The 12,615-nt window shown below is 39.5% G+C and carries 13 protein-coding genes; 1 reads left to right on the top strand and 12 read right to left on the bottom strand.

The genetic code is table 11. From position 1 onward, the window contains the following. Window positions 1–136 precede the first annotated feature (136 nt). The 3 genes from M3225_RS03110 to M3225_RS03120 all read right to left on the bottom strand — a co-directional run bounded on the left by M3225_RS03110 (window position 137) and on the right by M3225_RS03120 (window position 3,407). On the bottom strand, window positions 137–1,165 hold the full coding sequence (locus M3225_RS03110) for a PTS sugar transporter subunit IIC (protein WP_251391053.1): 1,029 nt from the start codon (window positions 1,163–1,165) through the stop codon (window positions 137–139). 195 nt (window positions 1,166–1,360) lie between these two features. Beyond that, window positions 1,361–3,028 (bottom strand): DAK2 domain-containing protein, encoded by a 1,668-nt coding sequence (locus M3225_RS03115; RefSeq protein ID WP_251391054.1) that lies wholly within the window; start codon window positions 3,026–3,028, stop codon window positions 1,361–1,363. Window positions 3,029–3,044: 16 nt separating this feature from the next. Next, window positions 3,045–3,407, bottom strand: coding sequence for an Asp23/Gls24 family envelope stress response protein (locus M3225_RS03120; protein WP_013058913.1), 363 nt, complete (start codon window positions 3,405–3,407; stop codon window positions 3,045–3,047). A 314-nt stretch (window positions 3,408–3,721) separates the two neighbouring features. Between M3225_RS03120 and rpmB the strand changes: the two genes are divergently transcribed. Then, window positions 3,722–3,910, top strand: a complete 189-nt coding sequence (gene rpmB, locus M3225_RS03125) for a 50S ribosomal protein L28 (protein ID WP_013058914.1) — start codon at window positions 3,722–3,724, stop codon at window positions 3,908–3,910. Window positions 3,911–3,967: 57 nt separating this feature from the next. Here rpmB and spoVM read toward each other — a convergent pair whose 3' ends face one another. The 9 genes from spoVM to fmt all read right to left on the bottom strand — a co-directional run bounded on the left by spoVM (window position 3,968) and on the right by fmt (window position 12,610). Beyond that, window positions 3,968–4,048 carry a stage V sporulation protein SpoVM gene (spoVM, locus tag M3225_RS03130; RefSeq protein ID WP_016765421.1) on the bottom strand — a complete coding sequence of 27 codons (81 nt, stop codon included), beginning with the start codon at window positions 4,046–4,048 and terminating at the stop codon, window positions 3,968–3,970. Window positions 4,049–4,127: 79 nt separating this feature from the next. Beyond that, window positions 4,128–4,775 carry a thiamine diphosphokinase gene (locus tag M3225_RS03135; protein ID WP_251391056.1) on the bottom strand — a complete coding sequence of 216 codons (648 nt, stop codon included), beginning with the start codon at window positions 4,773–4,775 and terminating at the stop codon, window positions 4,128–4,130. Between the two features lie 116 nt (window positions 4,776–4,891). Further along, on the bottom strand, window positions 4,892–5,548 hold the full coding sequence (rpe, locus tag M3225_RS03140) for a ribulose-phosphate 3-epimerase (protein ID WP_251391058.1): 657 nt from the start codon (window positions 5,546–5,548) through the stop codon (window positions 4,892–4,894). A 2-nt stretch (window positions 5,549–5,550) separates the two neighbouring features. Beyond that, entirely contained in the window at window positions 5,551–6,432 is an 882-nt protein-coding gene (gene rsgA, locus M3225_RS03145) for a ribosome small subunit-dependent GTPase A (RefSeq protein WP_013058917.1), read from the bottom strand. Window positions 6,433–6,445: 13 nt separating this feature from the next. After that, window positions 6,446–8,491 carry a Stk1 family PASTA domain-containing Ser/Thr kinase gene (pknB, locus tag M3225_RS03150; RefSeq protein ID WP_251391853.1) on the bottom strand — a complete coding sequence of 682 codons (2,046 nt, stop codon included), beginning with the start codon at window positions 8,489–8,491 and terminating at the stop codon, window positions 6,446–6,448. A gap of 5 nt (window positions 8,492–8,496) precedes the next feature. Further along, window positions 8,497–9,240, bottom strand: a complete 744-nt coding sequence (locus M3225_RS03155) for a Stp1/IreP family PP2C-type Ser/Thr phosphatase (RefSeq protein WP_251391059.1) — start codon at window positions 9,238–9,240, stop codon at window positions 8,497–8,499. 4 nt (window positions 9,241–9,244) lie between these two features. Continuing rightward, window positions 9,245–10,336, bottom strand: a complete 1,092-nt coding sequence (gene rlmN, locus M3225_RS03160; protein WP_251391061.1) for a 23S rRNA (adenine(2503)-C(2))-methyltransferase RlmN — start codon at window positions 10,334–10,336, stop codon at window positions 9,245–9,247. A 2-nt stretch (window positions 10,337–10,338) separates the two neighbouring features. Continuing rightward, entirely contained in the window at window positions 10,339–11,679 is a 1,341-nt protein-coding gene (rsmB, locus tag M3225_RS03165; protein WP_251391062.1) for a 16S rRNA (cytosine(967)-C(5))-methyltransferase RsmB, read from the bottom strand. After that, window positions 11,672–12,610 (bottom strand): methionyl-tRNA formyltransferase, encoded by a 939-nt coding sequence (gene fmt / locus M3225_RS03170; protein ID WP_251391063.1) that lies wholly within the window; start codon window positions 12,608–12,610, stop codon window positions 11,672–11,674. Before fmt ends, rsmB begins: the two co-directional genes overlap by 8 nt. Between the last annotated feature and the right edge of the window lie 5 nt (window positions 12,611–12,615).

Genomic DNA, 12,615 nt, shown 5'->3' on the forward strand with positions numbered 1-12,615 from the left:
TTTCACGCTCTAAAAAAATTTAAAAATTCTCATTTTTATTAGGAATTCACACACAAAAAAAGCGGTGTATTTATCCATAAAAATAGGATAATTACACCACTTTTTTTGCTATGTTATGCAGGAAAAGATGAATTATTTAAGCTGCTTCTTGCTCAGAAGCTACATCGTCTACTGTTTTAATTTTAAAGTTTTTAAAAACAACTGAACCTATAAATCCAGCTAATGCTCCCGCTAGTGCGCAAAGTACTGCACAAATTGTGACCTTCATAGGGTCATTAAACCCAAACATTACTGCAAGTCCTGCGATTGGTGTTGCCGTGCCTGCAGCATCATTTACCAATCCGAACAGAGCCACAACCACACCGGCTAGTGCACCTCCAATAAAGTTTGTAATGTAGATAGGAATCGGATTCGCTGAAATAATATTCGCTTGTGTTAAAGGTTCAACTGCAACTGAAATGGTTGTACGACGATCCCCAATTTTTAATCGATCAAACAGCACATAGTTCATGAAAGAAGAACCAAATACAGCAAGAGCTCCAATCGCCATAGGCAATCCCGTTAACCCTAGCATAGCCGTTAAAGCCATTGAGCTAAGCGGAGCCGTTGCTACCACTGTAATAACTCCCCCTAAAATAATTCCCATTAAAATAGGGCTAGCACTTGTTGTATCTTTGATAATTCCTCCGATATTTAAAAGCGTCGCATCTACAATAGGTGAGAATGCATTACCAATTAATCTTGTTAAAGGTGCTGCAATTAAGATGTTGCCTAATAAGTCTAGACCAGCAGGTGCCTTTTTCTCAATAAATTTCACTACAAACGCCATGAGGTATCCCGCAAAAAATCCAGGGAGCAAGCCTAGCCCTGAACACACCACCCCCATCATAAGAGCATATACAGGGGATACTCCTAACGCCAAAGCAACTAGTGCTGCTGCTGCAACTCCTCCCATTCCTCCTGCAGCCTTTCCAACTTCACCTAAGAATGAAATACCTAGTAAATCTCCTCCTACATATGACTGAAAGGCCTCTACGAGAAACGCAGCTACCGCTCCGCTTGCCAACGCCCCCATTGCTTTCATGCCATAAGGTGCTTTGTTGCTAAACAACCAGAATAAAAATAAAACTAATAACAATAAACCTGTTCCTTTTAAAATATCCACTGTTGTCTCTCCTCTCATGCTGTTTTCTTTCACATTTGACTCAATCAGTTTTCAAAACTACCATACAAACGGGTTCTTTTCAACTAATATACCTAATATACCGAACAATTATAACATAAAAAATAAAATAGTTCGTATTCAGCTTAAAAAACACAAAAAAAGCAGCACCCCTCGGGAGGGATGCTGCTTTTTTTGTTATTCAATTGCAAAAATGTAAGAATATAAAGGTTGATCTCCTTTATGAAGCTCTACCTCAACTTCTTCAAACGTTTCTTCTACAAACGATGTTAGCGCTTCAGCTTCATCGTCTGAGACATCCTCTCCTTGAAGAATCGTAAGGATTTCCGCTTCTTCATCAATCATATAAGTCAATAGCTTTTTCGCTGCTTCTAATTTCTCTGAATCTTTTACGACGATTTTCTTTTCGACAATACCCATAAAATCGCCTTTAGCTAATTCAAGACCATCAATATTTGTATCGCGAACTGCATACGTTACTTGTCCTGTTTTCACGTGCTGTAGAGCTTCTGTCATTGCTTCCTCGTTTTCTTTTAAGCTTTGCTGAGGATTAAATGATAGCAGCGCTGTCATTCCTTGAGGAACCGTTTTAGACGGGACAACCGAAACGTGACTGTCGACAACAGCAGCCGCTTGGTTAGCAGCCATCACAACATTTCCATTATTAGGTAAAATCAGTACCTGTTCAGCATTTGTTTCTTCAATCGCTTTGACAATATCCTCTGTACTCGGATTCATTGTTTGTCCACCTTCAATGACAACCGTTGCACCAAGGCTCTTGAACAATTCAGCAATTCCTTTTCCCATTGATACAGTAACAATGCCAAAGGGCTGTTTTTCAGCCTTTTTTACTGCAGGCTTTTCTTCATCTGAAACAATGCTGCTATGCTGTTCTCTCATGTTTTCAATCTTCATTTTAATTAAACTTCCATATTGCTGCCCATAGTTTAACACTTCCCCAGGATGCTCGGCGTGAATATGAACTTTCACAATTTCATCATCAGATACTACAAGCAATGAGTCGCCCCATTTACTTAAATCTTGACGAAACGTTTCTTCAGAAAATGTTTTAGCTGCAGGCTTATCCTCTTCCAGCCTTACCATAAATTCTGTACAATAGCCAAATTCAATATCTTCTGTATTCATATAGCTTTGCGCATGCTTATGATGCTCAGCATTTACGAGTTCATTCATCGAAGGAGCTGACATGGGTACACCCGGAAGTTTTTCACCTTTTAATTCAGCTAAAAACCCTTCATAAATTAAAACAAGCCCTTGACCTCCGCTATCCACTACGCCTACTTCTTTTAACACGGGTAAAAGATCTGGCGTGCGATTTAACGAAGCATTAGCTTCCTTAAGTACTTCTTCCATGAACAGAATCATATCAGATTGCTTTTTAGCAACAGCCGATGCTTTTTTAGCAGTATCCTTAGCTACTGTTAAAATGGTTCCTTCGATTGGTTTCATAACAGCTTTATAAGCAGTTTCTACCCCAAGCTCAAGAGCTTCAGCAAACTCAACTGTTGTAATCGCTGACTTTTGCTCAACCGATTTCGCAAAACCGCGGAATAATTGAGATAAAATAACTCCTGAATTACCGCGCGCCCCCATCAATAAGCCCTTAGACAAAGCTTGACTCACTTGGCCGATGTGATCAGATAGTTTATTTTTTACTTCTTTAGCACCAGAGGTAATCGATAAGTTCATATTTGTTCCAGTATCACCATCTGGTACAGGAAAAACGTTCAGCGCATCCACATAATCTGCATTGTTAGATAGATGCTGGGCTCCTTGAAGCACCATTTCTCTAAACCGCTTTCCGTCCAACGTTGTCATTGACACGAATCTTCCTCCTTAATTAAACGTTCGTTACACGAACACCCTGCACATAAATATTTACTGAATCAACTGTTAAACCAACCGTTTGTTCCAGCGTGTATTTTACTTTTGTTTGCACATTATGAGCAATTTCAGAAATTTTAGTTCCATAGCTTACGATAATGTACATGTCGATATGCACGTCATCCTCTTCTTGTCTTACCACAATACCTCGTGTAAAGTTTTCTTTGCGAAGAATTTCTGTAAGACCATCTTTAAGCTGATTTTTTGAAGCCATTCCGACAATCCCATAACAATCAACAGCTGCTCCTCCAGCAATTGTTGCAATTACATCTGTAGAGATATCAATTTGACCATACTTCGTTTTCATTTCGATGGACATACTCGTTCCCCTTTCTACTTTCATAGGTTATAAATATTCTACTATAATCAATCTCGTTTTAAAAGAGGCGTCCAGCTTGTCCCTTTTAAATATGACAGTACTTGGTATCAACTTGTCTCAAAATAAGTAATAGCCCAAGTTACACCTATTTCTACTCTCTATATTATTGAACATAGATTCATTTTATATGTCAAGGAAAATTTCTTGAAAGCTTTTCTCCAGAACTATTGCATTCTCTTTAAGGCTGTGATAAATTAATATAGTATTTCTCAAAACAGAATTGAGTAGTTTTTTTGGTGTTAGGAGGGAAAATCATGGCACGCAAATGTGTAGTAACTGGTAGAAAAGCTCGTTCAGGTAACGCACGTTCTCACGCAATGAACGCTACTAAGCGTAAATGGGGTGCTAACGTTCAAAAAGTACGTATCTTAGTGAACGGTAAACCAAAACGTGTGTACGTTTCAGCTAGAGCCCTTAAGTCTGGTAAAGTTCAACGCGTTTAATCTTTATAATGAAAAAGCACCATATTTTATGGTGCTTCTTTTATTATTTCGGCGTTGTTAATCTTTTTTGAACGAATTAAGCATGACCTTTACGATGCCACCTAAAAACTTTGGAAGTTTGATTGTATAGAATTTCATACTGTCCCTCCTAACCGTCTCCACACTTTATCTCCTTTTAAAGAAAGCCCTATTTCCTGCTCTCATTTTCCATACTTCATCACAAGCAACGTTTATCATTGCTTCTTACCATCATTAATATGCCTTTTGTAAATGAAAAAGTACCTCTTTGTTGAATAAGTTCATTGCTAATACATAAAGTTGAGCCGAGTTCTACTTCATGCTTATTGAGCGGATATTTGAAACCTTCTAGCGTAAGCTCTTTTACACCGCCTGCAAAAGGAACGAACGAAATATAGTGAAACTCTTTTAAACGATCAACATGATAAGTACCTGCTTCAAACAATTGAATGATATTTTGATTGTCAATCATTTGTACACTCGCTTTCTTTTTTAACCCTTTGTATAGGAGCTGAATGCTTCCAAACATGTGGTCAAGCCTTCCACCTGTTGCTCCAAAGATACAAATACTGTCAGGTTTTTGCTCTATCGCCCACTCAAAAGCAAGTTCCAAATCCGTTGCATCTTTTTCCGCAGGATACAATTCAACATCTTGTAATGCTTCTCTCACTAGCTTAAGCTGAGCATTTGTAATGGAATCAAAATCTCCAAATGCTTTCACCGGCAAAATGTCTTGTTGAAGAAGAAGGAATACGCCGCGGTCTACTCCTACCCACTTTATATCATTTGATTGGTGCAGGGGGGGCATATGTTCATCCGGTCCCCCTGCTAGAATATGAATTTTCATTATGTATATGCTCCTTTTCTATTAAAAAATGAACGAAATAAATATGTTTTCTTTATCCTAAAAGAAAAAGCTGCCGTGTACAAGTTCTACTCGTTGTACACAGCAGCTTTTATTACTTACGCTTGAACAGTTGTGCGAATTTGACTAATTGCGCCAGCTCGATCTTCTTGATTATAAATAGCTGAGCCAGCTACTAAGACATTTGCTCCTGCTTCCACACATTTTCTTGCTGTTTCTTCATTAATTCCTCCATCAACCTCTACTTCAATAGAAAGGTGACGAATTTCAATAAGCTGAGAGATTTGCTCAATTTTCGGCAGTACATTTGGAATGAATGTCTGTCCTCCAAAGCCTGGATTCACCGTCATTAATAAAATAAGATCGATATCTTCTAAGATATGCTTCACTACGTCAATCGGCGTGGCAGGATTTAAAGCAACGCCTGCTTTCATGCCGTGCTCTTTAATTAATTGAATGGTGCGGTGCAAATGAGTACACGCTTCAGCATGTACCGTTAAAATATCGGCACCTGCCTTTGCAAACATTGGAACGTATTGATCTGGATTTTCAATCATCAAATGCACATCTAGTGGCAGGGTTGTGACAGGGCGTACAGCCTCAACGATAAGCGGTCCAATTGTAATATTAGGAACAAAATGACCATCCATAACGTCTATATGGATGTAGTCTGCTCCACCTGCTTCAACTTCACGAATTTCTTCAGCAAGCTTTGAAAAATTGGCAGATAAAATGGAAGGTGCGATTTTTGTCATTTTTAATACCTCGGCTTTCTTTGCTTAATTTCCTCAATAAATTGCAAGTAATGTTCGTAGCGATAACTCGGAATTTCTTTTTGTTCGTATGCTTCTTTTACCGCACATTTTGGTTCTTTCACATGCAAACAACCTCGAAATTTACACTGTTCACTCAAACGCGACATTTCAGGGAAACAATCGGTTAATTCTTCTACTTCTAACGTTAAAAATTCCAGTGAGCTAAAGCCTGGCGTATCGGCTACTAAACCTTCACCAAACGAAATAAGTTCTACATGACGTGTTGTATGCTTTCCTCTTCCAAGTGACATTGAAATATCATTTGTCTTTAACTCAAGCTCTGGTTTAAGTGTATTTAACAGTGAAGATTTACCTACACCTGACTGTCCGGCAATAACCGTTACGCGATCTTCAAATAACGGCTGAATTTGTTCCATGCCTTTTTCTGTGACTGTCGACGTTAAAATGACCTCATATCCTATTTTACGATATTCTTCGGCATATTGCTCGATTTCTTGCTTTTGCTGCTGTGATAAAAGATCTACTTTTGAAATACAAATAATAGGTTCAATATGATTAGACTCCACTAACACTAAAAATCGGTCAAGAAGCATTGTGCTAAAATCAGGTTCAATCGCTGAAAAAACAAGCAGCGCCTGATCAACATTTGAAATAGGGGGACGAACTAATTCATTTTTACGTTCTTTAATTTCAAGTATATATCCTTCAAGCTTATTTTCCGCCTGAAATACTACATTGTCACCGACTAAAGGCGTTACCTTCTTTTTACGAAAAACACCTCGTCCTCGACATTGCGTTACTTGTCCGTCATGAAGAACATAATAAAATCCGCTAAGGGATTTAATAATTCTTCCTTCTGGCATAACCTCACTCCTATCACTCTGGATATTCAACGTCTTTTTCTTCAATAACTTCCCCGTCTCGGACAATTTTATAAGACGCTTTTTCATTTTCATCGACTAAGACCTCGAACGATTCTTTTGTTGTTTCAGTAATCGTTAGTTCTTTAGCAGGAACCGACATATCGTTATCTGCATCTTCGATATAAATTTGTACTTTTTGCGGCTTTGGCTTTTCCTCTTCTGTTTCAGTGGCATCGCCTGTTTCCTTTGCGTCGCCTTGTTCCATGCTTGTTTCCGTGTCAGTTTTTTCTTTATACGGAATGGTAACATCCACTGACACCGTTTGAGGAGCTTTTGGCTCTTTGCCCATTGAGACCGTAATGGTGAGCTTATCACCTTGCTCGATACTCTCATCCGCTGCAGGCTTTTGAGACATCACAAGACCTTTTTCAACAGTGTCGGAATACGCTGTTTTCACATCCACTTCAATATCTTCGTCTGATGCATAATCTTTTACGCTTTTTTCCGTCCAGCCCGAGAAATCCTTTAATGTAATCTTCGGCGGGCCCTTACTTACCCACAGCGTAACCGTTGTATCTTCCGGCACAACTTGTTCGGTTTCTTTAGGCGTCTGATCTGTAATATTGCCTTTTGGTTCTGTGCTTTCAACTTCGATGGATTGGATATCTTTATAATTCTGCTTTTCTAACAGGCTTTTTACTTCCGTAAAGCTTCTTCCAATGTACCGGTTAAATGCTTCTTTTTTCTTTCCCGTACTTCGATAAATAATGACGTTAGATCCTTCTTTGATAACATCTCCCGCTTCTGGCATCGTTTTAACCACGTCGCCTTCTTCCACCTCATTATCGGATATATCTTTAGGATTCTTCACTTTAAATCCTAAAGAAACTAAATCGGTTACTGCTGATTCATAATCTTGATTATGTAAATCAGGAACCTTTACGTCTTTTGGCAGTAATAAAGCCGGAATAAATGTAACGGCGGCTACGCTAGCAGCTGCCAGCAGCAAAAAAATTAAAACAAGCGTTACAATCAGCTTGCTTTTGCCTTTTTTCTTTTTCTTCTTTTTTTTCTTCGGCTTTAATTCTTCTTCCTCTTGTTCTTCGCGCTCTAAGTGAGGTGGTTTTCTCACAGGTACGTGCGTTTCTTCGGTTTCAACAAAATCCTCCTTAATAACTGGAATGGCTTTTGTCACTTCTTCGTCATCAGGCACCGTAAACCTTTGTTCATTATAACGATTTGGATGAACAGCAGACTGTAAATCCGCTTCGAGTTCTTCGACGGAACTGTATCGGTAAAATGGATCTTTAGTTGTTGCTTTTAATACAACATTCTCCACGCTTTGAGGGATAGATGGATTCCACCTTTTTGGAGAAGGTGTTTCTGTCTGTAAATGTTTTAATGCAATTGACACAGCCGATTCCCCAGAAAAAGGGACTCGACCCGTTAGCAATTCAAATAGGACGATGCCAAGCGAATAAATATCAGAACGCTTATTCGCAAGCCCTCCCCTTGCCTGTTCAGGAGATAAATAATGAACAGAGCCCAAAACAGAATTGGTATGCGTAATGGTTGTAGAACTTAATGCTACGGCAATGCCGAAGTCAGTAACTTTAATGGTATCATCATGATCAATTAAAATATTTTGAGGCTTAATATCCCGGTGAATAATTCCGTACTGATGAGCATGGGCAATAGCTGATGTAATCTGCGTCATAATATGTATGGCTTTATCAAGAGATAATGGTGATTCTTGCAGAATGTATTGCTTTAATGTCATACCCGGTACATATTCCATGATGATATAGTAAATATCTTCTTCTTCTCCAACATCATAAATGCTGACAATATTAGGATGAGCAATACTCGTAGCAGATTGTGCTTCTCGATGGAAACGCTTTATAAACGCATCGTCACTTGCAAAGTCTAAACGAAGCACTTTAATTGCCACATCACGATCTAAAATCATGTCGCGACCTAAATAGACGTTTGCCATTCCGCCTCCACCAATTACTTGCAATACCTTATAACGGTCGTTTAGCCGTCTACCTATTAGCAACACTCTCACCCACTTTCAGATGTAAAGTCCACAATTGCAAGTGTAATATTGTCTTCTCCACCAAGCTCATTTGCTAATTGAATCAGGCTCGTACCCTTTTCGTGAAGTGATGAACTTGTTGATAACGTTTCGTTCAGCTTCTGTTCCGTTACCTTATTTGTCAGTCCATCTGAACATAATAATAATCGATCTTCTTTTTCCACTTCAATTGTTTTTACATCTAAACTAACATTTTCTTCGGTACCTAGTGCTCGCAATAAGATATTTTTTCGTGGATGATGCTCAGCATCTTCTTTTGTAATTTGACCGTTTTTTACGAGTTCATTTACAAGAGAATGGTCTTCTGTCACTTGTTGAAATCCATATTCATTTGAAATATAGCATCTGCTGTCTCCTATATTACCAATCGCACAAAACGTATCGGCGCATAATGCAAGTACAACCGTCGTGCCCATGCCTTTACAATCTTCGTGCTCCTGAGCATACTGATAAATATCTTGATTAATTTGCGAAACATGCGTACGAATCCACTGCGTCGCCTCATCAGGAGACCTTACTTTGTCCGCTTCTTCCCACGCTATTTGCAATTTTTGAACCGCCATCTCACTGGCGACGTCGCCAGCTCGATGACCTCCCATACCATCAGCCACAATTGCAAGCAGCTGATTATGTTGGTTCAAAAATACCCCTCCGTTATCTTCATTGTGTTGTCTAACTCTCCCACGGTCTGTCATGAAGACAGTTGCCATACAATCACCTCGTCTCTTCTTTACGCTCCTTCGCACGTAATTGGCCACAAGCTGCATCGATATCATGACCTTGCTCACGTCGAATAGTCACATTAACGCCACGCTTTTTAAGCGTACGTTCAAATGCAAAAATCTGCTCACGTGGTGTACGAACATAATCACGCTCAGGCACATAGTTTACCGGAATCAAGTTCACGTGACATTTAACGTCTTTAATCAAATCCGCTAATTCCTCGGCATGCTCTACTTGATCGTTTACTCCTCCGAATAGACCATACTCAAAGCTAATACGTCTTCCCGTTTTATCCGTATAATATTTAATGGCTTCCATCAAATCAGGAAGTTTATACGCACGGTTAATCGGCATTAAGCGTGAGCGAATGTCATTGTTTGGAGCGTGAAGTGAAATCGCGAAATTGATTTGCATTTTTTCATCAGCAAACTTATAGATTTTCGGAATGATTCCACTTGTTGATACCGTGATATGACGTGCACCAATATTTAATCCATGATCACTGTTAATTGTTTTTAAGAAGCGCATCATTTCATCATAGTTATCAAACGGCTCCCCAATACCCATAATTACGACAGAGCTCACGCGTTCTCCTTGTTCATCTAACGCTTTTTGTACTTTTACTACTTGTGCTACGATTTCTCCAGCTTCTAAGTTACGCTTTAAACCTCCAAGAGTAGACGCACAGAACGTACAGCCGATGCGACATCCAACTTGAGTCGTTACGCAGACAGAATTTCCGTATTCATGACGCATAAGCACTGTTTCAATCGTATAACCATCATGAAGTTCGAATAAAAACTTCATCGTGCCGTCTCCAGACGTTTGCTGAACGACTGTTTTTAATGTCGTTAATGCAAATTTGTCTTTTAATTGTTCACGTAACCCTTTAGATAAGTTTGACATATCGTCAAAGTCCGTTACGCGTTTAACATATAACCAGTCAAAAATTTGTTTAGCGCGGAACTTCTTATCTCCATGTTCCACTAACCAATTTTCTAGGTCTTGCATTTCTAATGAATAAATAGATGGTTTTTGCGGTTTTTCTTCTGCTTTTGCTTTTCTTTTAGCTACTTCTTCCATTTTTACACCTTCTTCTGTAAACATGCAATATAAAATCCATCGCTTTGTGCATCTGGCAGCAATTGAATTTCACCATGTTTTACGTTTTGTTTAAGCTTTTGCGGCATGCGTGTAGCAAGCGTTTCGTCTTTTTGAAAATCAGCATGATCTGCTAAAAATGCTGCTACAACATCACCATTTTCGTCTCGGTCAATTGTACATGTACTATATACAAGGGTCCCACCTTTTTTTAATAAAGGCGCAACCGCATTTAAGATATCTTGTTGAATACGCGCCAGCTGTTTTACATCTTGCTCAGTTTTTGTATATTTCAAATCAGGTTTACGTCTCATTACACCAAAACCTGAGCACGGGGCATCTACTAAAATGCGGTCAAACATTTCTTTATCAAATTGTTCGCCCGCTTTGCGGCTGTCTTGAACCGTCGGCTCAATATTGGTAAGATGCAGACGCTCTGCCTGCTGGGCAATCAGCTTTACTTTATGATCATGAATGTCCAAGGAAATAACTTTACCACTGTTTTTAAGCTGCTCTGCAATATGAGTTGATTTTCCTCCAGGTGCAGCACAGCTATCTAAAATCAGCTCTTCTGCCTCTGCACCTAGCGCATGAGCCACTAACATAGAGCTTTCATCTTGAACGGTAAACATTCCTTCACGAAATGCTTGTGTATGAGCTGCATTTCCTTTTTGAACTTCTAACGCTTCTTCTACAAAATGGCCTGGTTCTACAACAATACCTTCTTTTTCAAGCGCTTCTTTTACTTCATTTTGCGTAAAGCGTGCACTGTTTACTCGGATTGTTTGTTTAGGGGCCATTAAATTAGCTAAACAGATTCGGCGTGTTTTGTCCAATCCATATTGTTCCACCCAGCGTTTTACAAGCCATAATGGATGACTCGTTTCAATCGCCAAGCGCTCCACAGGATTTTGTATTTCTTCTAAAGAAGGCGTGCCGCTGCGCTGAATGTTTCGTAAAACGCCGTTTACCATTGAGGCAATTCCTTTATGACCACGTTTTTTGGCAATTTCTACTGCTTCATGAAGGATTGCCCGGTCAGGTACTCGGTCTAAATACACCATTTGATAAAGAGATAAGCGAAGCAGCACTCGCACCCAAGGCTGAAGCTTTTTGGGATTTTTTAAGAAAGGCGCTAACCCGTAATCTAACGTATCACGTCTTTGAATCGTTCCATATACAATTTCCGTTAACAGCCCTGCATCTTTTCCTTGAATACCACGTTTTTGTATACTGTTATTTAACAATAGATTGCTGAATGCTTGATTTTTTTCAATAGCTAGTAGAATATCTAAAGCTATGTCTCGAACGTTGTACTTACTCATTGACATCCCCTAATACCGTTCCGACTTCAACAGATGTACCTCGTAAATACTGCGCTGCATCCATACGTTTTTTTCCAGCTGGCTGAAGTTCTGTCACTTTAATAGCTGTTTTATTTCCCGTTGCCACTACAAATCCATCTGCTTCGAGTGATAAAACGGTACCTGGTTTGCCTGATGCGGATACTTTCTCTCCCCACCAAATTTTCATAACCTGACCTTCTGCTATTGTATAAGCAACGGGCCAAGGATGAAGTCCGCGGATATGGTTATAAATTTCTTCTCCTGTACGGGCCCAATCAATTTTCTCCTGTTCACGCTTAATGTTAGAAGCAAATGTTGCTTCGTCATCGTTTTGTTTAACCGGCGTAATTTCACCTTTTACAAGAGAAGGAATGGTTTCTGAAAGCAATTTTGCACCAGCAGCACTGAGTTTATCATGAAGTGTGCCAACGTGATCACGTTCTTCAACCGGAACTTCTACCTGCGTTAAGATATCACCTGCGTCTAATTTTTCTACCATATACATAATTGTAACACCAGTTTTCGGCTTACCTTGTAGAATTGAATAATGAATTGGCGCGCCTCCGCGCAGTTCAGGTAACAAAGAAGCATGCACGTTAATACAGCCGTATTTAGGCGCTTCTAAAATAGGAGTTGGTAAAATTTGACCAAAAGCCGCTGTTACAATTAGGTCAGGCTCATACGCTAACACTTGCTTATATTCTTCTTCTAAACGAATCTTTTCTGGTTGCAGTACAGGTATTTCATGCTTTAACGCCTCAACTTTTACAGGAGGAGGTGTTAATACGCGCTTGCGTCCTTTTGGTCGGTCCGGCTGTGTAACCACTGCGACCACTTCATATCCATCTTTAAGTAATGTTTGTAAAACCGGCACTGAAAAATCCGGCGTTCCCATAAATACGACTTTCATCGTGT

The sequence above is a fragment of the Priestia aryabhattai genome (genome assembly GCF_023715685.1).
In the GTDB taxonomy this organism is placed as follows: Bacteria; Bacillota; Bacilli; order Bacillales; family Bacillaceae_H; genus Priestia; species Priestia aryabhattai_B.

Coding starts and splice junctions, on each gene's coding strand:
- M3225_RS03120 (WP_013058913.1), bottom strand. CDS start 3,407: ATGTCCATCGAAATGAAAACGAAGTATGGTCAAATTGATATCTCTACA.
- rpmB (WP_013058914.1), top strand. CDS start 3,722: ATGGCACGCAAATGTGTAGTAACTGGTAGAAAAGCTCGTTCAGGTAAC.
- spoVM (WP_016765421.1), bottom strand. CDS start 4,048: ATGAAATTCTATACAATCAAACTTCCAAAGTTTTTAGGTGGCATCGTA.
- M3225_RS03135 (WP_251391056.1), bottom strand. CDS start 4,775: ATGAAAATTCATATTCTAGCAGGGGGACCGGATGAACATATGCCCCCC.
- rpe (WP_251391058.1), bottom strand. CDS start 5,548: ATGACAAAAATCGCACCTTCCATTTTATCTGCCAATTTTTCAAAGCTT.
- rsgA (WP_013058917.1), bottom strand. CDS start 6,432: ATGCCAGAAGGAAGAATTATTAAATCCCTTAGCGGATTTTATTATGTT.
- M3225_RS03155 (WP_251391059.1), bottom strand. CDS start 9,240: ATGGCAACTGTCTTCATGACAGACCGTGGGAGAGTTAGACAACACAAT.
- rlmN (WP_251391061.1), bottom strand. CDS start 10,336: ATGGAAGAAGTAGCTAAAAGAAAAGCAAAAGCAGAAGAAAAACCGCAA.
- rsmB (WP_251391062.1), bottom strand. CDS start 11,679: ATGAGTAAGTACAACGTTCGAGACATAGCTTTAGATATTCTACTAGCT.
- fmt (WP_251391063.1), bottom strand. CDS start 12,610: ATGAAAGTCGTATTTATGGGAACGCCGGATTTTTCAGTGCCGGTTTTA.